The following is a 26,121-nucleotide window of genomic DNA, read 5'->3' on the forward strand; positions in this document are numbered from 1 at the left end:
TCTTTTCTGTAGAAAGAGGAAATGCTGTGGCAAACAACGAGAAAATCCAACAACTTCAACACATTGACCATCAATTAGCTAAGTTGCTAGAACAACGCGTTCAACTAACTAGAGAATTTTCCACTCAAGAGAAATCAGTGGATTTGAGTTTTCTAGAAGAAGTGAGTGACGAAAATCGAACACAGATAATGGAGATTTTCACACTTCTGAACAAACCGAGTTCTCCTAAACGAACGTTACTTGTCAGTCGCGACGCTCAACCTGAATCGACGATTATTACTAGTAAAGGAAGAAGTTTGGGTCGGACTCCCCAGATTATCGCAGGCCCATGCTCTGTAGAATCAGAAGAGCAAGTGATGGCAGTGGCAGAAGTCCTACAAGAACAAGGGATTAAGTGGATGCGTGGAGGCGCTTTTAAACCTCGTACCTCTCCATATGATTTTCAAGGTCTAGGTAAACGAGGATTAGAGATTTTGCGCCTTGCAGGAGATCAATATGACTTGCGTGTGATAAGTGAAGTGATGCATCCAGCTGATCTAGAGATGGCTGCCGAGTATTTGGATGTGATTCAGATCGGAGCACGCAATATGCAAAATTTTGATCTGTTAAAAGCGGCAGGAAAGGTACAGAAGCCAGTACTCCTAAAACGTGGACTATCAGCTACCCTTGAAGAGTATCTCTATGCAGCTGAATATATCTTAGATGCGGGGAATTCTGAGGTAATCTTGTGTGAGCGGGGCATTCGTACCTACGAAAAATGGACTCGTAATACATTAGATATTTCAGCAGTTCCGATTCTAAAACAAGAAACGCATCTTCCTGTTTTGGTCGATATTACGCATTCCACTGGTCGCAAAGATCTTTTATTACCAATGGGTAGAGCGGCATTGGCTGCTGGTGCAGATGGAATCATGTTGGAAGTGCATCCTGATCCAGCTAAAGCTCTATCCGATTCAAAACAACAGATCAATTTAGAAGAGTTTCGCCATTTTATGGAGCAAATCCGAATGATGAACCATCCTTCTTTTTAATTTGAAAACCGCTGAATCGACAGCGGTTTTTGCTCTCTTTCTCGTGAAAATTTGTTATGATAAAAATATGATTTTAAGAGAAGCAATTATTTTTCTACATATTATAGATCTGTTTATTTTTAAGGGAGGAGAATTTTGTGAATATACGTCAAGTTTTAGAGCTGGCAAATGACGGGAAGGTCGAACCCGCTCAGCTTTATGGTTTTTTTTCTACTCATGTTCCAAGTATCTATGTTTTATATCATCAGACAGAAAGCGGTAAAAAACCAGTCCTGTCCAAAAGTAATCATCCAGATGGAAAGTATGCTGTCGCTTTTACAGATGTAGAAGCTGCTAAATTGGTAAAAGTAGAATATCCAGAGTACTTGCAACTGGTTAAAGAGCCTACCTTACCCTTTTTATTAAAAGCATTTCGTTCCGATGCAGAGGGAATTCTCCTCAATCCAGCGTTACCATCTAAGCTATTTTTGGTAAAACATCATTTAATCAACTTGATTCGAGAGTACTGTATACATAAACTTGCTCATATGTCAGGTGCTTGGATTCCGACCCAAGATGCTAACATGCTGTTGGGAGAATACCAAAAAGGGCAATTCACCGTTGCGATCTATGTGTCAGAAAAAGAGGCGAAACGAGTCATTCGGAAGAAAAAATGGGATGGGATTCAGGCTGTTCAGCATTCTTGGTCCAATATTATAGATCGAATGAGACAACAACAAGCCTCTACCCTGTTTCTACAATTTGAATTACCAGAGCAGATGGTTCTCCAACCAGAACATATCGATCGAATTGTCCAAGGTCCACAGATGGGTTACCAAGAACCAGAGATATCGGTAATTCCTTTAACAGAAGAGAAATTAGCGAGCGCTGTTTCAGAGCCACAACTGGTTGTGAACCCAGTATCAGTACCTCCAGTAGTAGAAAAACCAGGTATAGAGGTAGTTGAGAAGCCCACTCCTGAACCTATCGCACAAGAGGCTCCATCTCAAGAGGAAGAAACCGTACAACCTCGAATGGATACTATTCCGATGATGGATGCGATTACTCCAGAAGCGGAGAAAAAGTCTGGAAAAGAGCAGACAAAACAATTGGTACAGGAAATTCCAGCAAAAGAAGAAAATCCAGTGATGGAACCACAGCTAGTAGAGCCAGTGCAACCGGAACCTGTCCAAAAGCAAGTAGAAGTTTCACCAGAGCCTGTGGTATCGCTACCTCCTCAACAGGAAGATTCTCCAGCGAGCAAAGTTGCCGAAGAAGTCCAGTTGGAGTCAGAGCAGAAACCAAAAGAATCCAGCTCTGCGGTACAACCTACGGAAAGTGTTGAACTGAATGAAGCACCAAAAACACCTCCAGCTATGGAGTTTCCTGTCAATCCGTCTTTAAATAGACCAAATCCATCACCTGCTCCTACTCCGTCGACCGAAGAAGTGTTAGCTAGTAGCCCATCTGCACGAGATCCGCATATTGTTCAACAACTCACCGCACTAGAACATGCGACAATTGAAGATCAGGGTATTGGCATGGGTTGGGGAGTATGTGATGCTTTGGCAAAAGTAAGGCGTATATGGGTAGTAATGGATATTCACAACAATATGGTTATTTTAGCAGGACAACGTGAACTACCCATTATTGATTTGTTTAGCTCGATGGAAAACGCACAATTCGTTATTGAAAAGACACGGGAACGAAATCCTAACTTGCCACAGATGCGACCTCAACTGGTCTCCACCAAGAAGCTGTTCCGTTCACTGGCACGTAAAGAATCCATCGTTTGGATAAACCGTGAATCATCTGATGCATGGCGAAGCCCAAAAGTAGATACCATCCCATATGTCTTGCAATTGATGAAACAATATGGATTTGTCAACTAACTCCTTTTTGGGGTTAGTTTTTTTATAACGAAAGGTTAACATTTAGCTGAAGGCTAGTAAGAGCATGGAGTATTGGTGGAAGGATCTCGCCCAAACAATTTGAAGAATCTAACTAACCATAACAGGAGATGGAAAAAACCTCCCACTTATGAAAGTTTCACTTTAATAGGAAAAAGTTAAATCTCTAAGATATTTCTTTGGTATACTAATAGGAAAAACTTGAGATATAAGGTGTATATTCAAATGAAAAAACGTGAAACGATTACGATCTACGATGTGGCAAGAGAGGCAAGTGTCTCTATGGCGACGGTTTCTCGTGTCGTCAATGGAAATCCCAATGTCAAACCAGCTACACGCAAAAAAGTATTAGATATTATCAAGCAACTCGGTTATCGACCCAATGCAGTAGCCAGAGGCCTCGCAAGTAAAAAAACCACTACTGTTGGTGTTGTAATCCCGGATATCTCCAATGCTTTTTTTGCTGAAGTAACCCGTGGGATTGAAGATATTGCCACCATGTATCATTACAACATCATTATCAGTAATTCTGATCTACAACAGGAAAAAGAGCTACAACTTATTGAAACATTGCTAGAAAAACAAGTAGATGGGCTTTTATTCTTGGGTGGACTCGTCACAGAAGAACACAGAGAAATTTTTCAACATGCTAATGTACCGATCGTACTTGCTGCGACACGTGATGAAAAAAGACAGATGCCATCCGTGATGATCGACCAAAAACAAGCGGCACTAGAAGCTACTTCTGTCTTAATTCAAGAAGGAAATGAGCGAATCGCTCTGATTAGTGGTCCACTAACCGATACAGTAAAAGGCTATCCTCGCTATCTTGGATATAAGGAAGCGATGTTGGAGGCAGGTTTAGCTTTTGATGATCAATTGATTAAAGTTGGAGATTATCGCTATAAATCGGGTTATGATTGCATGTCGTCTCTTTTAGAATTAGAAGAAGATCAACGTCCAACCGCTGTATTTGTGGTAAGTGACGAAATGTCAGTAGGTGCGATCCATGCGATCCAAGATAGAGGACTAAAAGTTCCAGAGGATATTTCCATCATGGGCTTTCATAACATTCCACTGGCATCTCAAGTACGTCCTTTACTCAGTAGTGTAAGTGTACCGATGTATGATATAGGTGCAGTAGCGATGAGGTTACTTACAAAATTTATTAACGATGAAGAAGTGGAAAGCAATCAAGTCTTACTTCCGTACCATATGAAATTACGTCAGTCGACTCGTATCAAAGAACTAGAAGGGGACAATCAGAGCGATGACTAAGCAAACGATAGGAATTATCGGGGCAATGGAGGAAGAGGTTTCAAAGTTACTCGAGAATATGAAGACCCCAAAACAAGTGGAAGTGCATGGAATTCCCTTTCTTCAAGGCGAATGTCAAGGAGTTCCAGTTGTCCTTTGTACATGTGGTGTAGGAAAAGGAAATGCTGCGATTACTGCAATGACTTTGGTGAATTATTTTGAAGTGGACCAGATTTTCTTTACTGGTGTAGCGGGAGCGCTTGATCCCGACTTAGATATTGGGGATATTGTTATCTCCCAAGATTGTCAGTATCATGATCTGGATGTACGAGCTTTAGGTTTTGAGCAAGGGGTAATCCCTTTTCAAGAGGTTTCCATTTTCCCAGCGGATCAGAATCTAATCGAATGGGCACAAAAAGCATGTACTGATTTAGAAGGAGTAAAAGTACGGGTAGGACGAGTTCTCACAGGAGACCAGTTTATTTCCGATCAGGCAAAGAGCCGATTCCTCCATGAAGAACTGAAAGGATCTTGTGTGGAGATGGAAGGTGCAGCAGTGGCTCACGTAGCGTATGTGACCAACCGTCCTTATGTCGTTATCCGCTCCATTTCTGATCGTGCAGATCAGTCGGCTCATGTGAACTTTGAAGAGTTCACTCAATTAGCTTCTGATCGATCTAGTTATGTGGTACAACGACTATTAGAACAGATTGGCAAAATGGTTTAATTTATACTTACAAAAAAAGGACGACTAACTGGAAAATAGTTAGTCGTCCTTTTTTTCTTAAACCATCATTTGTTTTAATTGAGATAAATACCGTGAGCGCACAATCCAAAAGTAGACAAATTGCACTGCAAAGAAGGCTCCAATGGTAGTTATAACAGACATGAAATTTTGACTAAGGGTATATTGATCTTGAAGAACTGCTACCAATTACGGCTAGTGTTGATGCTACAATAAGTGGAATAAAGAATAAAGCAGCTATTTGAATGGTTGCGGCACTCTTCATTTTGTTTTCACTCAAGCCAATTTTGGAGAGTGCGTGATAGGTGATATTTGCCTGGTTTAATTCTTGATCGATGTTCTTTAATTCAATTTGTTCGCCCTCTTTTTCAAAAAGTAGGTAGTTAATGGCAAATGGATCATCTGTATAAATCGACTCTGTTATTTGTTTGAATCCAAGCACAATTCCAACCGAAGCACATGCCATTCCTGTCACGATGGTAACCATAAAAGTCTTGAAATACAAAGCCCAGCTGTCTACGACGAAATTGGGCTAGTGCGTTCTTCTTTAGTTGGTATGAATTTTGTCCATTGATGAGAATTTCTCCCGAACTAGGTGAATCAATAGTGGACACCATATTGAGAAGAGTTGTTTTTCCACTTCCAGAGGCAACCATGATCCTGCATATAATTTACTGAGTCCGCGCACTTGTAAAATTTCCATTATCTAGAGCCATAATTTGCTCCATGCTACCTTCTCTAGCACTGATAAATAAAATTGGACAAGTAGAGATTTGCCGAATTTGCCGACACCAATAGTAGCCATCGTAAAAAGGTAGATTCACATCTAACAGTAACAGATGAGGATTTACCACTTTGAATTGCTCTATCACTCATTTAAAATCAGTTGTAATAATTGCATGATATCCGTATTTTTCAATATGACTTTGCAGCAGCTTTGTAATTTTAGGATCGTCTTCTACCAACATAATGGAAAACATGCTACCATCCTTCCTAGACCTTTAATCGACCGATTTACATGTAGTATCATGATACATTGTCACTTATTTCAACTCAAATCAAGAAAGGCCAATCCAGTAATCTCATTATTCATCAAATTGTTAATGTTATCCCTTGTGTTATAATAATAGAGAAAAATAGGTCCGCTTAAAGGAGGCATTTTCTAATGATCGAAAACGAACGCTTAGCTGTTACAACAAAGGGTAATAACCTAACTAGTTACGAACAGGCAAGGGAGTCTTTTGATTGGAGTGAAATTGAAAGCGCATTCACTTGGAGTAAGACAGGGAAAGTAAATGCCGCCTATGAAGCTATTGACCGACATGTGGTAGAGGGAAAAGGAAAGAAGATTGCTCTTCGATATAGTGATCCAAAGCGTTCGGAAAACTATACATATGAAGAGATGTCTGCCTACTCAAATCGATTTGGCAATGTTTTAAGAAAGCTTGGAATCCAAAAGGGAGATCGTGTTTTTATCTTTATGCCACGAACTCCTGAACTGTATTTCAGCTTTCTCGGTACCATTAAAGCGGGAGCTATTGTGGGACCGTTGTTTGAAGCATTTATGGAAGGTGCTGTTCGTGATCGTTTGGAAAACAGTGAGGCGGTTGCTCTTGTGACAACACCTGCACTGTTGCCACGAGTTCCATTAGACGAACTACCACATCTCCAACATGTCATCATAGTAGACTTGGATCAATCAGGTGCTAGTCTTGCCGAACAGGAAGTGGCAGCAACTACCACTACCAAGAAGCAAACCAACTTTTTTGACTTCCAAAAAGAGATGGCACAAGCATCGGATGACCTTTTGATTGAGTGGGTAGATCGAGAAGATCCCATGATCATTCACTATACGTCTGGATCCACTGGTAAACCAAAGGGAGTTTTACATGTTCATAATGCAATGCTCCAACATTATCAAACAGGAAAATGGGTATTAGACTTACAAGAAGATGATATTTATTGGTGTACAGCAGATCCAGGTTGGGTGACAGGAACTTCTTATGGAATCTTTGCTCCATGGTTAAATGGAGTTACGAATGTGATTCGGGGTGGACGATTTAGTCCAGATGATTGGTATCAAACATTACAAGAGAACAAAGTAACGGTTTGGTACAGCGCCCCTACTTCTTTTCGTATGCTAATGGCAGCAGGGGACGAAATGATACCAAAGTACGACCTTTCTAGCGTACGACATGTGTTAAGCGTAGGGGAACCACTCAATCCAGAAGTAGTACGTTGGGGAATGAAAGTCTACCAACGTCGTATTCATGATAACTGGTGGATGACGGAAACAGGTGCCATCCTGATCTCCAACTATCCTCAGATGGAAATTAAACCTGGATCGATGGGTAAGCCTCTTCCAGGAATTCACGCAGCGATTATCGATGATCAGGGAAATGAGCTAGGACCAAATCAGATGGGACATCTTGCGATTCGGACACCTTGGCCATCAATGATGCGAAAAATATGGAAAAATCCAGACAAATATGCTGAGTATTTTCAAATAGATGGTTGGTATGTATCGGGAGACTCTGCGTATCAGGACGAAGACGGGTATTTTTGGTTTCAGGGCAGGATTGATGATGTAATTAATACTGCTGGAAAGCGAGTCGGACCATTTGAAGTGGAGAGCAAATTGGTGGAACATCCAGCAGTTGCCGAGGCGGGTGTGATTGGGAAACCTGATCCAGTGAGAGGGGAGATAATTAAAGCTTTTATCGCATTACGCCATGGTTATACGGAATCGGATGAATTAATAAAAGAGATCCAAGAGTTTGTTAAAAAAGGTCTAGCAGCTCATGCAGCTCCAAGAGAGATTGAATTCAAAGAAAAATTACCCAAGACACGCAGTGGAAAGATTATGCGTCGTGTCCTCAAAGCCTGGGAACTGGGTCTGCCCACAGGTGATCTATCTACGATGGAGGATTAGTAGAGGTTTCTAGGATAGCTAGAATGTAAATGGACTTAGAAAAGATAGCCCGCTGTTTCAATGGGAGAAACAGCGGGTTTTTTGTGTATTTTCGTTATATGCACACTGTTATATTAACAGGTTAACAGCAAACCATTGGTAAGAGTAAAACAGTTATCTAGTGGCATTTGTTGTTACCTATCATGATTTGCTACTCTCCTTTTTTCAACTGCTCATTTTGTAACGGAGATATAGCTAACTGCCTTCGTTTTGGTGTTAATTCCGTAAATCACTTGATAGTTTCCCACCTGATAAATCAATTCTGTAGCAGATGCGTCGATGACGATCCGTTTCGCAGGTTTACCTAATTCTATTTCTACTTGGCTAGCTTGGATGATTTGAAACTCAGGATGATCAGAGGTAATTTTGCTTACTTTTCCATTAATCAAGGAAAAATTGGTGTAATGTTCCTTTTCATAGATTAGATACTCGCTAGTGCCCTCATCGGGAGTCCCCCAAATTTTCTCGATCGTAGCTGGTGTAGCTGTGCCCACAACAAATTCTACAAAGAAAACTCTTCCTTTTTTGGCTTCGTCATAAATTTCGGAGACCAAAGTGCGTGTGACAGGATTTGGTTTTGTTTCGGAATTCGTTGGAGGTGTATTTGGTGGGACTGTCGGATTAGGAGAAGACTGAATGGGTGTTGGGTTAGGAGAATCAGTAGGGGTGGCTTTTGATTCTTCGATAGAGCAGGCTGTGGCTAGGAGCAAAAGACTTGATACCAAAAGATAAACATGTTTCATCATAGTTCCCCTTTATAACCAAATGATAAGTTCAGTATATTCATAATAATATTATATTCACGGTCGTTTCGTGAATCCATAAAAAAACACCTACCAGTTTTCTCTGATAGGTGTTAGGGGGAAATATGTTAGCCCAAACTAGTAATTCTCCTGACGGTTCCTTGTGGCTGTTCTGTTTGTGATGGTGTTTCTGTCTGGGTTGGTTCTTGTGTTTGATTATCAGTCGTTGTTTCTGTCTGAGATTTATCTGGTTGATTTGGAGACTGAGTTGTATTTTTAGGCTTTTGAGTTGTATTTTGATTCTGAGTTGGTTCCGGCTGATTATCAGGAGCATTCGGATCAGTTGGAGGCACTACTCTGTTACACTCAAAGCATTTGAAGTCTTCTTGTGTACCGCCAGGATCAGTAAAAGAAGCTCCAGGTTTTAGAAGTCCTTTTTTGCTCTTAATCGCATTGAAGAACTTGATCCAAGCGTCTTTGTTCATATTGTCTGACGCTTTAAAGTTGTACTCATAACCGGACCAGACAGCCATACTAATCTCTGGAGTAGATCCAGCAAACCAGAGGTCATATTGGCTACTAGTTGTACCGGTTTTTCCGATCACATTGTAACCACCAGTACTTGCCCCAATACGAGTAGCAGTACCAGTTGTAATTACTTGACGCATCATTCTCTGCAGTTGAGCAGCAGCGGAAGGTTTGAACACTTGATCTGGTTTGATCGTTTGATTTGCATCATAGATTACATTTCCGCTCGCGTCTGTAATCTTGGTAATCAGGTGAGGTTTGATGTATGAACCATTGTTGGCAATGGTTTGATATGCACCTGTCATTTGGGCAACCGTGTATCCATTGGTTGATCCACCTAATACAAGTGCTTCTCCATCATTTTTATGTGCTGGAACACCCATTCGAGTTAAATATTTTTGTAATCCTGCTTTTCCTAATTTATTTTCTAGACTTCGATAAATCTTAATTGCTGGGATGTTATAGGACCAAGTTAGTGCCTTGGTAGCTGTAACAGTACCACTGTATTTGTTATTAGCATTGACATAAACCTTGGAGCTACCACGCTTTTGTAATGGTTCATCTACAATCGGCGAACTTGGTGAGATAATCCCTTCGTTCAGGGCAGGTCCATAAGCGAGAATTGGTTTAAAGGTCGATCCAGGTTGGTTGGTCGCTTTAAACGCAAAGTCCATTTGGTTCTTCGAAAAGTCTTTTCCTGCATAGAAGGAGAGGACTTCTCCAGTGGTGTTTCGAACTACTACAGCACCGACTTGTTCTTCAACTTTAATGGTCTTTTTCTTTTTACCAGAACCAACGGTATAGTTTCGCGTTGGACGTTTAATCTTGTCACCTGCGGCATTCATGCTATCATACATCGCTTTATCGATGGAGGTGTAGAAATGATAGCCACCTTGGCTAACTAATTTTTCATACTCTTCTTGTGATTTTTGCTTTACACCATTCTTTTTATCGATACTCTTCAAAATATCGATTGCTTCACGTTCAATTGCTGAAATAATAAATGGATATTGATCGTAAGCATTGGTAAAATCCTCTGATTTTGCAAGAGATTTGGTTATGTCATACTTCATTGCCTCTTGATACTCTTGCTCTGTGATTTGGCCAAACTTTTTCATTTGGGCAAGTACCAATTGCATCCGTTCAATTCCATTTTGAAGTCGTTTTTCATTGCTAAATGGGTTATAAACGTTTGGAAGCTGCACCATACCAGCGATATATGCCGCTTCTGGAAGGTTTAGGTCTTTTACATTTTTATTGAAAAGTCCATTTGCTGCTACATAGACCCCATACATATGTTTGCCGTTCGCGCCTTTACTAAAGTAGGCACTGTTCATGTACTTCACAAAAATCTCGTCTTTTGTGTAGTACTTTTCGAGACGGACTGCATTAATGATATCTTTTGCTTTTCGTGTAAAAGATTTTTCTGTGTCATCGATAATTTCATTTTTGACCAATTGTTGGGTAAGTGTACTACCACCGGTAGAGTCTTCTTGGCCAGTCAAACTTTGGTATAATGCTCTTGCGATCGATCGAGGTACTACTCCATTATGTTCATAAAAGCTGTGATCTTCGATTCCGAGGAATGCCTTTATCAGATAAGGATTCACATCGTTTACCGATGTAATCAGTTGCCGATCTTGCTCGGAGTGCATCTTCCCGATTAGATCTTCTTGACCTGTGATGGCATCACGGAAGTATGCATAGCTAGTCTGATTCCAACCTTCTAATTCTTTATCGAAATCAGCTTTATTGCGAATAGGTTCATCTTTTACAAGAGCAGAAGCGTAGCCAAATCCTACTCCTACTGCGCCAAAAACTATTACGAGTAACATAACAAAACTATAAAATAGAAACTTGCCTAAAATGCCGAGAAACTTTTTCTTTTTAGCATCTGTTGGTTTCTCTGTTTGATTCACTTGCATTATGGCTACCCCCTCAACAAATTGCATTATATCATATGGAAACCTTTGTTAGCTCTAATATTTCTTGTGACAAATGGATGAAATGAATGCCAGTTTTTGAGAAAATTTCACTTGGCAAAATTGAAGAAAAGAGCTGTCTCCAAAGTAAAAAGGAGACGCTCTTTTTGTTAATCTAATTCATTAGATGACCTTGGTTTTAAGATGGGTGTTTCTACAGGGGGACGTGTCCCACCGTTATCATTTCCACCACCACCAGTTCCTGGTTTATCTGGATTTGGAGGTGGGTACGTCGGTTCATTTGGCTTTGGAACAGGAGGTTTCTTTGCTTCCTCTTCCGCTTTTTTCTTCGCCTCTTCTTCCGCTTTTTTCCTTTCATAGTCTGCTACATTACCACAGTCAAAGCCACATATTGTTCCAGGAAGATTTCCAGGGTTGGAGAAGCCCGCTCCTTTTGGAAAGAGATCAGGACGTGCTTTTGCCGCAGAATTAAAAACATTGACCCAAGTCTGTTGGGCAATATATCTCATACTGCTTCCCATTTCCATTGGGTAATCAAAACCACCCCATGTTCCGATGGTGATGTTGGGTGTGTATCCAACAAACCAGAGATCCTTGTCATCGTTGGTTGTTCCTGTTTTTCCAGCGATCCGGTAATTCCCTTGGATACGATCTCGAGTATAGGAAGCTGTCCCATTTAACACATTTTGTAGCATAACGGTTAGTTGGTAGCTGGTTTGAGGGGAAAAGACGGTAACTGGTTTTGCTTTATACTCCCAGATTATATTGCCAGCTGAATCCGTTATTTTTGAAATGAGATACGGTTCATTATATTTGCCGCCATTAGCAAGCGTAGAAAAAGCCGCAGTCATTTGCTGTACGGTAAAACCATGAGTAAATCCACCGATGGAGGAAGACTCCCCATCTTTTTTATCTGGTGTTAGCCCCATCTTCTGGATATAAGAAAATGCCCTTTTTTGCCCAACATTTTGAAAGGTTTTGATAGCTGGAATGTTGTAGGACCATTTGAGTGCCTCAGACACAGTCACAGGTCCTTGATATCTGTTATTGGCATTTTTGTAAGTACCAGATCCGTCAGCTTTTCGGAGCTCTTCATCTACAATTTTGGAACCTGGAGAGAGCAGTCTTTCTTCCAATGCAGGCCCATAGTCCAAGAGAGGTTTAATTGTCGATCCAGGTTGTCTGGAGACATTGAGTGCATGATCTCTCTGATTGGCAGAAAACTTTTCCGAACCGGAGACAAAGGCGAGGATTGCACCAGTCTTGTTATCTAATACAACAGCTCCAACGTTTACCGGCACTTTTTTGCCTTTGTAGGTTCGCTTTTGAATGGTTATGTTTTTTAGTGCTGCTTCATTCACCTTGTTGTAAAGATTTTCGTCGACCGTAGTATAGAAACGGTACCCACCTGTTGTAGCTTTTTGCTTGTATTGGTCCAGTGTTGTTTTGTACTTTCCTTGTTTACTCAGTTCATTTGGGTCGAGTCCATCCAGTTTCATCAATAGTTCTGCCGCTTGAGTTTCTACTGCATACATGATAAAAGGATAGCGCTCGTAGCCATTCTCAAATGATTCAGGTTTAGCAAAGCTGGCAACAAGATCAAATCGAAGTGCCTCATCATACTGTTGTTTGGTGATTGCTTTATGTTCTAGCATCTTATCTAGAACTAACTTCATTCTTTTTATTCCTACTTGAATATTGTCCGAGTTCTCTTTAAATGGATTGTAGTCATTAGGACGCTGTACCATTCCTGCTATGTAAGCTGCTTGTGGAAGATTGAGATCTTTTTGGTCTTTATCAAATAGTCCTTTTGCAGCAGACGAGACCCCATACATGTTGCGGCCAGTTGCGCTATCTCCAAAATAGACACTGTTTAAATAATAAAGAAAGATTTCATTTTTGGAGAACATCTTTTCAATTCGTAAGGAGAGAACGATCTCTTTTGCTTTTCGATCAATTTCTTGCCTTCTGTCTTCTAGAATGATCAACTTTACCAACTGTTGGGTTATGGTACTACCGCCTGTTTGCGTATCTGCGTTGCTTAGTTGTTGCCATGCGGCACGTGCGATCGAGGTAGGACGAATTCCATTGTGTTCATAATATTTCCAGTCCTCCATCGAAATAAAGGCCTTTTGCAACAGTGGATTTACTTGATCCAATTTAGTGATGGGCAAGCGTTCATCTCCTGAACGAAGTGTGCCAATCTCTACGGGTACTCCATTTGTATCTTTATTCTGAAAGTAGGCGAAACTAGTTTGGACTAAACTATCCAGTTTCTTTTGGAAATCGTCGCGATTTAGGACTGGTTGATCGATCACCATCGCAGAGACGATACCAAATCCTACTCCAACTGCTAGTGTTCCAAGGCAAGTTACAAATAAAAGAGTCCATAGAAATATCTTTCCAACCGACTTCCCGACTGTTTTCCATCTGTTGGGGGGATGGAATCGTTCTTTTCTTGTTTCCATCTTGATAACCCTCCTCTGTATGGCTAATATTATGATATAGTAAGCAGAAATCAGAACAAGCGTAGAACAAGCGAAGTAGTCCCAGGGTGTTGATTATAGAGAGCTGGTGGTCGGTGAAAACCAGTACAAACCCGGAGGATGAATTACACTTGGGAGCTTTTGTCTTGAAGACACGGTCTAAGGAGCCGTTACCTCCGTTGAGCGGGATAAAAGCTATGCTTTATCCAATTAGGGTGGTACCGCGGAAACCAATACTCCGTCCCTTTTTAGGGATTGGGTATTTTTTTATTTGGCTATTGGAAAGGGGCATTCCTGCTATGAATGAAAAAGTGAATCCACAAGTTGAACAAGAAGTAGCGCGTCAAGTTGCCATCTTGGAAAGAGGCGCTGTAGAGATCTTGCCAAAAGAAGAGCTAGCAAATAAGCTACGGAAATCGATTCAATCAGGCAAACCATTGAAAGTAAAATTAGGCCTTGATCCGACTGCTCCAGATATCCACATCGGGCATATGGTAGTTGTAAATAAAATGCGGCAGTTCCAAGAGCTAGGACATGTCGTCCAAATCGTGATCGGAGATTTTACCGGACGGATTGGAGATCCTACCGACAAATCCGAAACGAGAAAGCAACTGTCGGAAGAAGAAGTAGTTGCGAATGCGAAAACATATACGGAACAACTTTTTAAAATATTAGACCCTGCCAAAACAGAGGTTCGTTACAATAGTCAGTGGCTAGCTCCACTTAACTTCGCAGATGTAACACGTTTAGCAGCTAACATGACGGTTGCACGGATGTTAGAGCGCGATGATTTCTCCAAACGCTACACAAATGGGCAACCCATTAGTCTACATGAATTTTTCTACCCATTGATGCAAGGATATGATTCGGTAGCATTAGAGTCTGATGTCGAGATGGGGGGAACAGACCAGACGTTCAACTTATTGATGGGTCGTCAGCTACAAAAAGAATACAATCAAGAAGCACAGGTTATCTTTACTATGCCACTTTTAGAAGGGTTAGATGGTGTCAAAAAAATGTCCAAAAGCTTGGGCAACTACATTGGCGTAGATGAATCTGCAACTGAAATCTATGGGAAAGCGATGTCTGTCCCAGATGAGCTAATGGTAAAATACTTCGAACTTGCGACCAATCTGTCTCCCGATGAAGTAGACCAAATTGCAGCTGGGATGGAAAATGGAACGCTTCATCCACGCGATATGAAAATGAAGTTGGCTCGTACTTTGGTCGAAATGTACCAAGGAAAAGTGGCCGCATCGGAAGCAGAGAAGCAGTTTATCACGGTCTTCCAACAGCGAGACTTGCCTACTGACATTCCGGAAGTAGTCCTCGAGACGAGTAAACTGGAAGAGGGAAGTATCTGGATCGTTCAGTTATTAACAGACCTCAAGTTGGTACCTAGTAATGGAGAGGCTCGCCGTATGATTCAAGGTGGCGGCGTACGGATCGACCAAGAAAAAGTAAGTGATGTGCAATTACGTGTTGTACCACAAGATGGAATGGTGGTACAAGTAGGGAAGCGGAAGTTTGCCAAAATCAAGTTGGGATAAAATAAAACAACAGAGAGGGAGAGTCCTAGTGGATTCAACCTCTCTATTTTATGTATTGGGGGAGCTATTAGTCCCTCATTATAATAGAGTGAGGAAATATCTAAATGGTTCATTTTAAAATAAAAGTTCTTTTATTAGACATAATTACCACGTCTGTTGATTTACTGAATATAAGGAGCTGATTTTTACCCTGAAATACTTTTGTACCGCTACAAAGCGGATTGAGTTACTTTAGAACTGGTTTGAATAAGTCTATTGGGAATGAAGTGTACTAAAACCAACAAAGCTCCCTCACTCAGCAAAAACGCGTAGAAGTGAGGGAGTTTTTTAGATATCATAAGGCCTTCTTAAGGCTAGGTTTGGTATTTATTTTTTCGGTTTCTTATTTTCGTAAACTACAAAAGATCGCCTTTTTTTCTATATAGCTTAATCCGCTCTACTTCGCTTTTTACTAGATTCCTGTGATTTTTAGATAGAAACCAAGTTGTAGGATTCCACTCACCCGTGTCAGCATAGTAGTTGGTTATTTTGATACCGTGTTGCTGAAAGGCTTTGGAAAAAGTAAGGTAGGTACGTAATTGATGGAATGGCGATGTGACCAGGATCACACGAGATAAATTATGTTTTTTTAGTAGAGTAAGTACATACTCTGCATTTTCACGTGTGTGTAACGATTCATTTTCCACTAAAATCGCATCAAGGGGAACACCCATATCCAAAGCTTTGTCACGTAAGTAGCTAGCTCCAAGATTCATATCCCACGTTTTTGCGGCACTTGGGATATTTTCCTTGTGAATTCGTCCATTCAAAGCAGCGGTCTGAAGCTCTTCTAGAGGGATCAGATTCGGTGTTTTTCCATCTACTTTCACACTAAATTTACCACTACAGATCAAGTAAGGAGCCCAGCCTTGGTGATACAAATGTACAGCAGTCCTGATCTTACCATCGAGAAAGTTGATGTTTCCACGAGTTCCTGCAAGCACCACAATCGCATCGGCTTTGTTTAGATGATCCCGTAGAGCAAATTGTTTTCCTTTTCTATAGAAAACAAACCAAGTGACTAGCAATAAGATTAATAGAAACATGATAAGAAGTAGTATCGTTTTCATTTTACTCACACTCAGCAAGTACGTTGCTCAATTTGCCAACATGCTGATCCTTTCTCCATTGAGATTGGTTCAGATTACTGTGTAATGCTTTTACTCTATTTAGAATCTTGTTTGATCCAGCTGATCGTGCAAGGGCAAAAGCATCTTTTGCGTTGTGAACACAAGCATCAAGGATACCTAGTGTATAGCTTTTTTCTTTTGGATAAGGAACATTTAAAATTTATTAAAAAGTTTGATATCATTTCTATGAGGTGAAAATAATGAGAAAGAGAAAACGACATCGAAAAAATAAACAATTGTTAGAAGAAACGTCATCCAACTCAGTAGAACAAAAGTTGGAGGGAAATTTTTTTACAAGTGCTATATTTCAACCTGAATTATTAGTAGGTCTTGGGCTAGTAGGATTATATGTTTTTACATATGCTTATTACTTAGGATATTATCATTTTTATAAGATTCCTATTATGTATCTAGACTTGAACCTTACGAAACTAACAATACCTAGTTTTTCCTTTATAATAATTATATTCGGATTTTTTATTCCCAATTACATACTATATAGATTTAAATCAGACTATAAAAACAATCCAAGACTTAAACGAAAAAGAGTCATTATTACAATGGTTCTTTTGATGATTATTTTGGTACCACTTATACTAACATTCTTTTTAAAACTTCTTGGATACTTTCAAAATATACAGGTTAATTCACCGATTGATGTTCAACTTAGTACTATTTATTTTGTATGTATTATAACAACATTTTATTATTCTTATGATATTGATAAATTCAAACGATCAAAAACTTACAGGGGACTAGGAATATTCTTCATAATTATTCTCCTTTTTTTTGCTGCTTACTCTTTAGGAGCCTCCTCTACCTTATAAAAAGATCTATCCGATCTTAATTGAAGATGGTAAGGCACAACAATCGATAATACTTGATACATACAAGGATTTTTACATTACATCACCATATAAAAAAGTAAAACATGGTTACCAACTAACAGGCGAGATTGAATTGGTGGAAATTAAAACAGATGAGCATGTTAATCCGATAGAAATTTTACATTCTAATGGTCAATACAAAATGAATTATGAATCGAAAACAATCTTTATTAAAGAAGTCCCTATCAAAAATCTTATTTTGCCAGAATAACAGAGAAAACCTATCAATATTAGAAATAGTATTGATAGGTTTTCTCTGATTGAGTAGCTCAAATTTACCTCTATATTTTGTAGCACTTTTTTCTCCTTAAGACAAAGACGCTAGAGGAAATAGAGTTTTTCCTTTTTAATATTATTTTTGTTATTTCAAAAAACGAAACCCAAGGTCACCCTCGGGTTAGCTTTTGACAATTTAATTATCTGGTGGGTTTGTGACAGAACTCTTGTTGGTAGGCAAGGTTTCATTAGGTATCATTTGAAGTCCACCTCTACTTTTAGCTAATTGTATACTAAGTCTAAAGTAGAGTGTAGAGTATTTATTATATTTGATCAAGTCTCTATTTTCGTACAAGGCGCCTAGCTGAAGGGCGAGATCACATTGTTGTACAAGCAGTTTATGGCGTTGCGTGATCTCAAGAGCTTTTTCATAGTAACCAATTGCTTGTTCCTGATCATTTTGTTTTAGATAACAATCACCTAATGAAACTAAGCTTTTAAACACAGATAGAGAATCGTTTACGCGCTTTCCTTTAACGATAGCTTGTTCTAGGATTTCTCTTGCCTGATCTATTTGTCCTTCATTCAGGTAAAGCTCGCCTAGTTGGATGTCATTTTGAACCGTTAAGAATTTCCATTTAATTTTATCTTCAAATTGGGCGGCTGTCTGCAAACAGATTTTAGCTTGGTCTAATTTACCTAAATTTCTATATGCTTTTCCCAAAGCCACCCATAACTCAAAACTTCGATCATAGTTTTTGTGTCGACGAGCAATGTGTATGCCCTCTAGACAATAGGGAATTGCTTGAGTATAACGCTTGCTCTTAATATACAAGATTGCGGCAAGTTCATACATATTAAGAGCTGATTCTGTATCTGTGTGGTCTATAGTCTCCCATAGCTCATTTAGAATGTCATGAGCTTCTTCATTGTGTTCAAGCTTTTCTAAAAATATTGCCTTACTCAAAAGAAGCTGATGGAAAATAAACTTCCTATTTCTATCTTTATTATATGAATCTAGTCCTTTTTGAACAAATTCTAGTGCCTCTGTTAAATTGTTTTCACGGAAGTTAATCCTTGCTAATCCATAGTAAGCATTGGCTAATAAATTCTCTTCATCTGATTCAGGATTGTTCAAACAAATTTTGATCGTCTCATAGAAGTGAAACTCCGATTTCTTCCAATTACTTTGCCAGTTGTCCTTCTTATAGTAAGCTTGGGCAGTTAGAAACTCGATTAAAGCCAGAAATTTACCAGTAGTACAATTAGGCTTAATCTGTTTCAAGCGTTTTAAGGATGTATTAGGATTTACCAAGTCTATATTGTTCTCAATAGATAGAAGCTCGACCTCTAATTTTTCTGCGTGCTGTGCCTCTTTTTCCTCATCTGACTTGATTAAATCGACCAATTCTTTTTCACTAACTCCGATCTTGCCAAAGAGCTTGATGATCTTGTCTGGCTTTACATTTCTCTTCCCTGTCTCAAAATGGGAGATTGTTCCTGCTGACAATCCTCGCTCTACTAAATCCTCTATTTTGATCCCCTTCGCATCCCGTATCTCACGAAATATCTTACCTGTCTGATTGTATAGATAGTAGTCCATTTGTCCCTCCAAAAAAATTTTTCACTTTTTTTCTTTAGAAATTCTGCTTTTTCCCGTGTTTCGATTGAATTAACAGAAAAGTTACTCTGGGATTTTTGAAAATTTCTACAAAGGTATCTTTTGTGCTTGCAAATCTACTGTATTTTTCAAGTTTTTCCTGTTTAAAAATATTTAATTTCAATAATTTGTCACTAATTCTACTATTAATTATAATCAGAAACAAGAACGACGTGTAGCAATGAAGGGGACGGTATAGAGGCTTCACACTACCTCTCCTTTGTTGCTAAGGATAAGTAGTTGAAACATGAAAAAGGAGCAAGAGCTGATGCTAGAACTCACTTTGAAAGGATCGCATACCGAGGTGATTCAACTAATGAGATGGATCGAATGCCTGTCTACGATCAATTCGGTCACGTTTCAGGGAGATTCCAGTGTAAAGTGCCACGTCAAGCTGAATCAACTTCACAAGATGCCAAATTCTACAGTGGAGATGAAAACAGAGAGTGGAGCAGATATTCAGATACAGCTATCTGATTGTGAAATGGTTACACTGGGGAAGAAAACTGTGTTGAGAGGCAAGCATTACGATATTTTCTAGGCGAAGGAGATAGGAAATGACGAGGTATATAGTGCCGAAAGAAATTGTATTTAACGATATTGATAATGGTGCGTTCATCTATAACAGTAAAACCGAAATGTGTTTTGGATTAGATGAAGTAGCTCTTTCCATATGGAAGATGATCCATGCAGGGGAAAGTGTTGGGTCTATTGTTCGCAATATTCAAAACAAATATACCCAGGATGAAGCCCTAGTAGAGAGAGATGTTAATGATCTCATTGATCGACTCGTAGAGCACTCTCTACTAATTGCGTTAGACGACTGATGAAAGGAGGTGAGACAAAAATGGAAAACCAAAAACAAGAAAAGAAAGAGTACACATCGCCAAACTTAATCGTACTTGGCAACATCGTAGAGATTACTTTTGGTGGCGCTGGTGGACACGACACAGACACCTACTCTACCAAATACCCACGTAGCGAATAGCATTGATTCTTATAGAGAGCACATTAAAAGGTGTGCTCTCTATAAATATTAAAGAAGAGAGGGAGGGTTAAAATGAACTACTACAAAATGTATGGTTTGGTAATAAAAACGAAGCTAGATTTAAGTGACTATTTTTATGAATGTGGTAAGAGCTACTATGATTTTGAAATTGTATGCGATGATCGGTTCTTTAACAAAGATCTATTAAACCAATCGAAACTGGTATTTAGAAGGTTTATTGTAGGTGAAGCTGTTCCTTTTAAAGAGGTTTATAAAGTTGGGAATAGCGATTATTTTTTGCGATGGTTAACTAAGTATCAGTTTTTTATAGATCCGTTTAAGCGCCGCCTTATTATGAATAGTGAGCTTGATGAAGAGTTTTTCGCCATCTTCTTCTCCAAAATAACTTCTTTTTTGCTATATCTAAAAGGACATTCCCAGTTACACGGAAGTGCGGTTAGATATCGCAATAAGACAATATGTTTCATAGGAGATTCTGGTACTGGCAAGTCAACAATTGCTTCTTTGTGTGCTTTAGCTGGAGGAAAGATCATTACAGACGATATTATTGCTCTTGCCCCAGAAACGTATATGGTCAGAAGCGGTATCCCGAGTATGCGGCTTTCTGAATCTTCGCCACTTGTTAGTCAAGCAACTAGGAATTTTGGAGAGATCGACAAGCTCAGAGTGGATGTTTCGCAAGGACTTCATTATAAGGACGATTCGTTTATTGATGGCTTCTTCTTTCTTAAATTGGATGATACAAAAGGTCTCGTTTCTAAGCGTCTAAAGGGAAATGAAACGATAATGCATTTACTTTCCAATGTCTATGCTAAGCATTTCTTGAAGCATGTGTTTAGTGAAGTTTTCTACGATAGAAATTTACCAGTATTCACACGATTATCCTGCGAGGTACCTATGTTCAGGGTTTATCGAGATACCGAAACGAATCCAGAATCACTGTTTAGCCTAATTGATGAATTAGTAAATCAGATTAGTTAGGGGGAACTGTAATGGGGAGAGTGGTTTCATTTATTTTGAGTTATTGGTATCTGTTCTTCTATTATAGAAGATTAAGGAAAAAGGGGTTGCAGGATGCAATTAAAAACATTGAGGATGAAACAGTAACACGAAATAAAAGATTGAATGAGGGCTGTATTATTAGTGGCTTTCAATTGGCTTGTAAATTGCACTTCTTAAATATAGAGTGCTTAGAACGATCACTAGCTCTTTACAAACTATTACGTTTTAACAATATGCAGAGCCGACTTTGTATTGGGATTAAAAAGAAGCCTTTCTTAAGCCACGCATGGGTTGAGACCCCTATTCGTGAGTTGGACGAGAGTAAATACAGAGATAAATTTCAGGTGTTTCTACAATATCAGAGGGAGGATAAGTCCAATGCCAGTAGCTTTCTACTCAACAAAGGGAGAGTTTGATCTAAGTAATCAAGTATATTCCACAGTAGTTGATGGAACCTTTTGTTTTCCATCCCATTGGCATAGTTATCAGGTAAATCAATATATCATTGTCGTGCTTGAAGATCTCAACGGGAATATTGGATTGCTATTAGAGATATTGAGATCTAACTCTACTATGAGTGATGATTTACTTCAGCCCTTAAAAGGATCATTTTCTTTTCTATTATATGATAGGCAAGCGAGGAGATTGCAAGTGTTCAGAAGTCTGACTGCTGATCCTGTTTTTTATTATCACTACTCTGGCAAACTTGTTGTGTCCAATGAACTTGATTCACTTCGTAAATACAGCAGGGATCTGAACACAGATTATTTTAAATTGTACTTGCATACCGAGCTTACGGAGACAGAGCATACTCCTTATATGGGTGTAAAGCGTATTTTACCAGCTCACAAAGTCGTTAAAGAGGAAAATCGAGAGATCGTGAACAAGAAATACTGGTCTTTAACACAAGAGAACAGAGACAACAACGCATCGCTAGAAGAACATATTGAGACATTTGCAAGCATGCTTAAAGATGCTGTAAAAAAATCTGTTGCTGATCAAAGAATCATTAGCTGTGAAGTTAGTGGAGGATTGGATTCAACTAGTGTTGCTTTTTTGGCAGAAGAGAATATTGGAGTAAAGGTATATGGGCATACCTATATCTTTGATAAAATCGAGGACGGGAAACCGAACAAAGAAACTGTTGATATAATATATCAGCAAACCGACATCGTCCCGAATTACCTTAATCTTTCGAACTATTGGTCGTTCAAACATGTTAAAGATGAGATTAAAGTCTATGACGAACCAAGCCCACTTGTTTTGCATTCTGCTATGTTTCATGAATTAAATCAGTCTGCCAAGAGCATGGGGTCAACGGTGCTTCTATCTGGAGAAGGAGGAGACGAGTTATTATCCTCGAGCTCGTATTATCTCCGAGACTTATTTCTACAAGGTAAAATGAGCCAAGTGTGGTCTCATATGTTGAAAGTATCTACGAAAAGAAAACAACCATTATGGAAGATCTTTTGCACTTATATCCTGCCTTCTTTGTTGCCACTTAAACTGAGATATCGACTAGAGAATGAATTAAATAAACAAACTTGGCAAAACACAGGATTTTCTTTGACTTGGTATACTACTCCTTCTTGGATTGGGGATAATCTGAAAGGTATTAGTTTTCAAGAAGTGGAAGAGGAACGGAGAAAAATAAGAGATCCTAGTTTAAAAAGTATCTACTTGAGAGAGAACTTTGAAAGGTTTATCCTGATTAATCCCTGCCCTTGGTTAAATAGCAACATTGGTAAGCCGAATGGTCTTAAGCGAATTTATCCATTCAGAGACCAACGACTTATTGAATTTTTTTTACATTGCCTTCGTTAACGAAACTAGAAATCAGTCGTAAAAAGAGATGTATTAGCGAAGGACTTCAGAACACTATCCCAAAAGCAATACTGGCTAATCCAGATGATAGTCGGTTTACAGAGATCTATCGCAAAGGTTTTTTCAAGGAATCCGACTATGTAAATCAGCTAATAAAAACATCTCGTGCGGCAGATTTAGGATGGATTCAGAAAGATGTATTTATGGACGCTGTAGAAAGGTTTAAGTTTGGGCTCAATAATGATTTTGCCCTAATCTTTCGAACGCTGAGTTTAGAGATTTGGCTTAGGCATCATGGGTACTAATAAATTTTCGGAGGCTGGATGTAAAATGGTTGTGGAACCAACTTGGAAACGAATAGGACTTACAGATAAATTGAGCGAGGATTCTGGTAAGGGAATTGGAATTATTATTTTAGATGGTGCTCTATCACATGTGTCACTAAGTCATTTGAAAGGTCGTGCAAAACTAATTAAAGTGCGTAAAGACATGACAATTAGTTGCACCGATTTGTTTGAGGAGCCTTTGACAGAAGAAGTGGAGAAAGAAGAACATGGTTTGATGGTGCTTAGTTTACTAGCACATCAACCGATGGAATATAGAGGTATGGAGTATGCAGGATTGGCACCTTCGGCAAACTATATCTTTCTATCTTCCTATATCCCTGAACGTAGAAAGAAAGGTCTCGAATGGATATTACAACAGGACTGGGGTTTCCCGTTAAAGATATGTTTAAATCTACTCGTACCACAGGAGAGAGGATGGATGTCTCCAACTCATCTCGATCCTTATGTGCAAGCTTTGCAGCCTGCTGTGGATGCGGGTTTGTTGGTTATTGCTGCTGGCGGAAATTCAAGGGCACACAATAACTTGCATCCAAAACAATATTTTACAGTGAGTGGTTACAACGATAAGGGTTTCAGTGAACTTAACAACTATGAAGTACATCCAGCAGTAGCTTCTGGTGTAAACAGCGATGGGCATTGGAGACCAGATATCCTTGCACCCTATACTTATCTTCCTTTGCCTAGTTTAGAAAGAGATGGAGTAGATTATTTTAGTGCTACCTGTGGGAGCGCTTCTCTCATAACAGGACTATGTGCATATCTATTTTCGATCTTTCCTGATCTTACCGTTAATAACATTCGAAATGCTTTAATGGAAACAGGAGATGTACTAGAAGGCTTTCCAGCTCCTATTGTGAATGCTCGAAAGGCATTTAAGGCATTAAAAGAAGGCAACCGTAACGATAAGCATCTGTCTTTAGAGCCAACTGTTGTAGTGACCAATGAAAAGGAATCCATACTCTCTGCAGACCCCTTAGAAAGATCTTTAGCTTTGACCATGCTAATAAAAGATAGGCAATTATCGAGGGAAGAAATTTGGGATTATACGAATGATGAATCTCCCATGGTAAAAAAAGTAGCCATACAAGGATTAGGAAACCCAATTAATCAAGTGGAAAGAGATTTATATTGGGAACGTGTTTGGGGGGAATCGAGCAGAGACGGTGTAAAAGAAAGTTGGGCATATACTCTGCTCGAAACATCTCCCATAGAAGAGCTAGATAAATGGATGTCTTTAGTAGAAACTAGGTCATTTGATACTCGAATTTGCATTACTATCTTCTTACAAAAATATTTTCCAGATGCTCCTGAAATAGAGCATTCTCCTGATCCCGATCCAAAGACAATGTCTGCTATTGTTGCCCCATTAGTAGAATGGCATAAGCATAGATTCGAAAGTTGATAGCAGTTTAATTTTGTTACCTTTTCCTTTAGATAGTTTGGCAATTGATCTTACGCTTAATAAATATTTATCAGAGTTGACAGAAGAAGTACGACGATTAGTTCAATCTGAAGCAAATGAAAGGATTTATAACATATTCATGGATGTACTAAAAATGATTGAGTGAGGCTCAAATTAAGTATGATTATGTGGCTATGTTTCGAGATAGACATATTTCGTTCCATCTTATATACTTATCTAGAAAACTATACCAAAATAACAGGGGAGCTGGGATAGGCCGGCTGAGAGTGTGTTCCCAACAACACAGACCCTTACACCTGATCCGGGTAATGCCGGCGTAGGAATTCATAGGGTTTTTCTATGTGTCTATGTGCGCCTCTTATCGAAGGATAGGAGGCGTTTTTGCGTAGAAACGAGCTAGTCGGAATGTTCTTGCCTCACTCTACAGGAGGAAAGGAAATGCGTAGAAACAAATGGCTGTTAGTTCTCTGTGCCATGTTATTGATTTGGACTACAGCATGCAGCAATGACGTAGCTAGTGGAACAGATAAAGGGTTAACCAAAGTGAAGTTAATGTTAGATTGGACGCCCAATACCAATCACACTGGACTATATGTCGCAATAGCAAAAGGATATTTCAAAGAAGAAGGATTAGATGTTGAGATTCTCCAACCAGGGAAAACAACGACGGAAGCAGCAGTTGGTGGTGGGCAAATTGATTTTGGAGTAAGTGTACAAGAAAATGTGACTTTCTCTCGTACACAACAAGTACCCATTTTATCTATTGGAGCCATCATTCAACATAATACCTCTGGATTTGCTTCTCCCATGAATAAAAACATCAAGAGTCCAAAGGACTTTGTGGGGAAAACATACGGAGGATATGGGTCACCAACTGAGAAACCAATTATCCAAGCGTTAATGACGAAAGAACAAGCGGATGTAAACAAAGTGAAGTTTCTTAATATCGGGAGTGTGGACTTTTTTACAGCAGTAAAACGGGATGTAGATTTTTCATGGATTTATCAAGGTTGGACTGGTATCGAGTCAGAACTTCGTGGCGAGAAGTTAAACATGATTTATTTAACGGATTATGCCAAAGAACTGGATTACTACACCCCTGTGCTGATCACGAGTGAACAGAAAGCAAAACAAGACCCAGAGACCGTTCGTAAGTTTATGAAGGCGGTTTCCAAAGGGTATCAATTCGCTATTGAATCACCAGATGAAGCAGCAGAGATCTTGATTAAAGCGGAACCAGATTTGAATCCAGAGCTTGTCCGCAAAAGTCAACAGTGGTTAAGTCCTCGTTATCAAGCAGAAGCAAAACAGTGGGGACATCAAGAAAGATCTGTTTGGGATAACTACGCTCAGTTTTTACAGAAAAACAACCTTCTAGAAGGAAAATTTAACCCAGATGAAGCGTTCACCAATCAATTCTTACCACAAGGAGGGAAGTAAT

Annotated in this window: 21 protein-coding genes, 2 pseudogenes, 1 riboswitch and 1 other annotated feature; of the genes and pseudogenes, 15 read left to right on the plus strand and 8 right to left on the minus strand. The window is 39.3% G+C overall.

Features of this window, described 5'->3' with window-relative positions:
• Positions 1–26 precede the first annotated feature (26 nt).
• The 4 genes from VJ09_RS13475 (at position 27) to VJ09_RS13490 (ending at position 4,904) form a co-directional block, all read left to right on the plus strand.
• Complete coding sequence (locus VJ09_RS13475) at positions 27–1,031, plus strand: bifunctional 3-deoxy-7-phosphoheptulonate synthase/chorismate mutase (RefSeq protein WP_044642187.1); 1,005 nt, start codon at positions 27–29, stop codon at positions 1,029–1,031.
• A gap of 137 nt (positions 1,032–1,168) precedes the next feature.
• Complete coding sequence (locus tag VJ09_RS13480; protein WP_044642188.1) at positions 1,169–2,902, plus strand: brain acid soluble protein 1; 1,734 nt, start codon at positions 1,169–1,171, stop codon at positions 2,900–2,902.
• A gap of 243 nt (positions 2,903–3,145) precedes the next feature.
• Positions 3,146–4,198: a catabolite control protein A gene (gene ccpA, locus VJ09_RS13485; RefSeq protein WP_044642189.1), complete on the plus strand. Its 1,053-nt coding sequence runs from the start codon at positions 3,146–3,148 to the stop codon at positions 4,196–4,198.
• Positions 4,191–4,904 carry a 5'-methylthioadenosine/adenosylhomocysteine nucleosidase gene (locus VJ09_RS13490; protein WP_044642190.1) on the plus strand — a complete coding sequence of 238 codons (714 nt, stop codon included), beginning with the start codon at positions 4,191–4,193 and terminating at the stop codon, positions 4,902–4,904. The genes ccpA and VJ09_RS13490 overlap by 8 nt, the downstream gene beginning before the upstream one ends.
• A 172-nt stretch (positions 4,905–5,076) precedes the next feature.
• Here the strand turns inward: VJ09_RS13490 and VJ09_RS18535 are convergent, their stop codons facing one another.
• From VJ09_RS18535 to VJ09_RS18120, 3 genes and pseudogenes are all read right to left on the minus strand, one after another.
• A complete protein-coding gene (locus VJ09_RS18535; protein WP_187118735.1) occupies positions 5,077–5,427 on the minus strand; it encodes a hypothetical protein in 351 nt (116 codons plus the stop codon).
• Positions 5,411–5,581, minus strand: a pseudogene (locus VJ09_RS18115) (ATP-binding cassette domain-containing protein); the annotation flags it as partial. The gene VJ09_RS18535 and the pseudogene VJ09_RS18115, both read right to left, overlap by 17 nt.
• A 39-nt stretch (positions 5,582–5,620) precedes the next feature.
• Positions 5,621–5,902, minus strand: a pseudogene (locus tag VJ09_RS18120) (response regulator); the annotation flags it as partial.
• Between the two features lie 185 nt (positions 5,903–6,087).
• On the opposite strand from VJ09_RS18120, the gene acsA reads away from it, so the two are divergent.
• A complete protein-coding gene (acsA, locus tag VJ09_RS13505) occupies positions 6,088–7,854 on the plus strand; it encodes an acetate--CoA ligase (RefSeq protein WP_044642192.1) in 1,767 nt (588 codons plus the stop codon).
• Positions 7,855–8,066: 212 nt separating this feature from the next.
• On the opposite strand, the gene VJ09_RS13510 is transcribed toward acsA, so the two are convergent.
• The 3 genes from VJ09_RS13510 to VJ09_RS13520 all read right to left on the minus strand — a co-directional run bounded on the left by VJ09_RS13510 (position 8,067) and on the right by VJ09_RS13520 (position 13,575).
• A complete protein-coding gene (locus VJ09_RS13510) occupies positions 8,067–8,639 on the minus strand; it encodes a DUF4309 domain-containing protein (protein WP_082050576.1) in 573 nt (190 codons plus the stop codon).
• Between the two features lie 125 nt (positions 8,640–8,764).
• Positions 8,765–11,089 carry a transglycosylase domain-containing protein gene (locus VJ09_RS13515; RefSeq protein WP_052807404.1) on the minus strand — a complete coding sequence of 775 codons (2,325 nt, stop codon included), beginning with the start codon at positions 11,087–11,089 and terminating at the stop codon, positions 8,765–8,767.
• A gap of 167 nt (positions 11,090–11,256) precedes the next feature.
• Positions 11,257–13,575, minus strand: coding sequence for a transglycosylase domain-containing protein (locus tag VJ09_RS13520; RefSeq protein WP_052807405.1), 2,319 nt, complete (start codon positions 13,573–13,575; stop codon positions 11,257–11,259).
• A 53-nt stretch (positions 13,576–13,628) separates the two neighbouring features.
• Positions 13,629–13,842, plus strand: a binding site (T-box leader).
• 50 nt (positions 13,843–13,892) lie between these two features.
• On the opposite strand from VJ09_RS13520, the gene tyrS reads away from it, so the two are divergent.
• Positions 13,893–15,143, plus strand: coding sequence for a tyrosine--tRNA ligase (tyrS, locus tag VJ09_RS13525; protein WP_044642907.1), 1,251 nt, complete (start codon positions 13,893–13,895; stop codon positions 15,141–15,143).
• A 395-nt stretch (positions 15,144–15,538) separates the two neighbouring features.
• Here tyrS and VJ09_RS13530 read toward each other — a convergent pair whose 3' ends face one another.
• Positions 15,539–16,252, minus strand: coding sequence for a YdcF family protein (locus tag VJ09_RS13530; protein WP_044642194.1), 714 nt, complete (start codon positions 16,250–16,252; stop codon positions 15,539–15,541).
• A gap of 260 nt (positions 16,253–16,512) precedes the next feature.
• On the opposite strand from VJ09_RS13530, the gene VJ09_RS13535 reads away from it, so the two are divergent.
• On the plus strand, positions 16,513–17,139 hold the full coding sequence (locus VJ09_RS13535; RefSeq protein WP_044642195.1) for a hypothetical protein: 627 nt from the start codon (positions 16,513–16,515) through the stop codon (positions 17,137–17,139).
• 472 nt (positions 17,140–17,611) lie between these two features.
• On the opposite strand, the gene VJ09_RS13540 is transcribed toward VJ09_RS13535, so the two are convergent.
• Positions 17,612–19,018 carry a helix-turn-helix domain-containing protein gene (locus VJ09_RS13540; protein WP_044642196.1) on the minus strand — a complete coding sequence of 469 codons (1,407 nt, stop codon included), beginning with the start codon at positions 19,016–19,018 and terminating at the stop codon, positions 17,612–17,614.
• Between the two features lie 325 nt (positions 19,019–19,343).
• Here VJ09_RS13540 and VJ09_RS13550 point away from each other — a divergent pair, with 325 nt between their 5' ends.
• The 8 genes from VJ09_RS13550 (at position 19,344) to VJ09_RS13585 (ending at position 26,120) form a co-directional block, all read left to right on the plus strand.
• On the plus strand, positions 19,344–19,616 hold the full coding sequence (locus VJ09_RS13550; RefSeq protein ID WP_147635511.1) for a hypothetical protein: 273 nt from the start codon (positions 19,344–19,346) through the stop codon (positions 19,614–19,616).
• A 16-nt stretch (positions 19,617–19,632) separates the two neighbouring features.
• Positions 19,633–19,902 carry a PqqD family protein gene (locus VJ09_RS13555; RefSeq protein ID WP_044642199.1) on the plus strand — a complete coding sequence of 90 codons (270 nt, stop codon included), beginning with the start codon at positions 19,633–19,635 and terminating at the stop codon, positions 19,900–19,902.
• Positions 19,903–19,922: 20 nt separating this feature from the next.
• Positions 19,923–20,063 carry a hypothetical protein gene (locus tag VJ09_RS18540; RefSeq protein ID WP_154662366.1) on the plus strand — a complete coding sequence of 47 codons (141 nt, stop codon included), beginning with the start codon at positions 19,923–19,925 and terminating at the stop codon, positions 20,061–20,063.
• Positions 20,064–20,135: 72 nt separating this feature from the next.
• On the plus strand, positions 20,136–21,065 hold the full coding sequence (locus VJ09_RS13560; RefSeq protein ID WP_044642200.1) for a phosphoenolpyruvate carboxykinase (ATP): 930 nt from the start codon (positions 20,136–20,138) through the stop codon (positions 21,063–21,065).
• An 11-nt stretch (positions 21,066–21,076) separates the two neighbouring features.
• Positions 21,077–21,502: a lasso peptide biosynthesis B2 protein gene (locus VJ09_RS19190; protein WP_044642201.1), complete on the plus strand. Its 426-nt coding sequence runs from the start codon at positions 21,077–21,079 to the stop codon at positions 21,500–21,502.
• Positions 21,465–22,910, plus strand: a complete 1,446-nt coding sequence (locus tag VJ09_RS13570; protein WP_044642202.1) for an asparagine synthase-related protein — start codon at positions 21,465–21,467, stop codon at positions 22,908–22,910. The genes VJ09_RS19190 and VJ09_RS13570 overlap by 38 nt, the downstream gene beginning before the upstream one ends.
• Before the next feature lie 330 nt (positions 22,911–23,240).
• On the plus strand, positions 23,241–24,659 hold the full coding sequence (locus VJ09_RS13580; RefSeq protein WP_044642204.1) for a S8 family serine peptidase: 1,419 nt from the start codon (positions 23,241–23,243) through the stop codon (positions 24,657–24,659).
• Positions 24,660–24,909: 250 nt separating this feature from the next.
• Positions 24,910–25,020, plus strand: a riboswitch (TPP riboswitch).
• Between the two features lie 98 nt (positions 25,021–25,118).
• Complete coding sequence (locus VJ09_RS13585; RefSeq protein ID WP_044642908.1) at positions 25,119–26,120, plus strand: ABC transporter substrate-binding protein; 1,002 nt, start codon at positions 25,119–25,121, stop codon at positions 26,118–26,120.
• The last annotated feature ends 1 nt before the right edge of the window (position 26,121 follow it).

The organism is Risungbinella massiliensis (assembly GCF_000942395.1).
Classification (GTDB): domain Bacteria; phylum Bacillota; class Bacilli; order Thermoactinomycetales; family Thermoactinomycetaceae; genus Risungbinella; species Risungbinella massiliensis.

What these genes read in the sequence shown, in the direction of transcription:
- VJ09_RS13585 (WP_044642908.1), top strand. Translation starts at nt 25,119, where the DNA reads ATGCGTAGAAACAAATGGCTGTTAGTTCTCTGTGCCATGTTATTGATT.
- tyrS (WP_044642907.1), top strand. Translation starts at nt 13,893, where the DNA reads ATGAATGAAAAAGTGAATCCACAAGTTGAACAAGAAGTAGCGCGTCAA.
- VJ09_RS13555 (WP_044642199.1), top strand. Translation starts at nt 19,633, where the DNA reads ATGACGAGGTATATAGTGCCGAAAGAAATTGTATTTAACGATATTGAT.
- VJ09_RS13530 (WP_044642194.1), bottom strand. Translation starts at nt 16,252, where the DNA reads ATGAAAACGATACTACTTCTTATCATGTTTCTATTAATCTTATTGCTA.
- acsA (WP_044642192.1), top strand. Translation starts at nt 6,088, where the DNA reads ATGATCGAAAACGAACGCTTAGCTGTTACAACAAAGGGTAATAACCTA.
- VJ09_RS13515 (WP_052807404.1), bottom strand. Translation starts at nt 11,089, where the DNA reads ATGCAAGTGAATCAAACAGAGAAACCAACAGATGCTAAAAAGAAAAAG.
- VJ09_RS13520 (WP_052807405.1), bottom strand. Translation starts at nt 13,575, where the DNA reads ATGGAAACAAGAAAAGAACGATTCCATCCCCCCAACAGATGGAAAACA.
- VJ09_RS13490 (WP_044642190.1), top strand. Translation starts at nt 4,191, where the DNA reads ATGACTAAGCAAACGATAGGAATTATCGGGGCAATGGAGGAAGAGGTT.
- VJ09_RS13550 (WP_147635511.1), top strand. Translation starts at nt 19,344, where the DNA reads ATGCTAGAACTCACTTTGAAAGGATCGCATACCGAGGTGATTCAACTA.
- VJ09_RS13540 (WP_044642196.1), bottom strand. Translation starts at nt 19,018, where the DNA reads ATGGACTACTATCTATACAATCAGACAGGTAAGATATTTCGTGAGATA.
- VJ09_RS13560 (WP_044642200.1), top strand. Translation starts at nt 20,136, where the DNA reads ATGAACTACTACAAAATGTATGGTTTGGTAATAAAAACGAAGCTAGAT.
- VJ09_RS18540 (WP_154662366.1), top strand. Translation starts at nt 19,923, where the DNA reads ATGGAAAACCAAAAACAAGAAAAGAAAGAGTACACATCGCCAAACTTA.
- VJ09_RS13580 (WP_044642204.1), top strand. Translation starts at nt 23,241, where the DNA reads ATGGTTGTGGAACCAACTTGGAAACGAATAGGACTTACAGATAAATTG.
- VJ09_RS13570 (WP_044642202.1), top strand. Translation starts at nt 21,465, where the DNA reads ATGCCAGTAGCTTTCTACTCAACAAAGGGAGAGTTTGATCTAAGTAAT.
- ccpA (WP_044642189.1), top strand. Translation starts at nt 3,146, where the DNA reads ATGAAAAAACGTGAAACGATTACGATCTACGATGTGGCAAGAGAGGCA.
- VJ09_RS19190 (WP_044642201.1), top strand. Translation starts at nt 21,077, where the DNA reads ATGGGGAGAGTGGTTTCATTTATTTTGAGTTATTGGTATCTGTTCTTC.
- VJ09_RS13535 (WP_044642195.1), top strand. Translation starts at nt 16,513, where the DNA reads ATGAGAAAGAGAAAACGACATCGAAAAAATAAACAATTGTTAGAAGAA.
- VJ09_RS13510 (WP_082050576.1), bottom strand. Translation starts at nt 8,639, where the DNA reads ATGATGAAACATGTTTATCTTTTGGTATCAAGTCTTTTGCTCCTAGCC.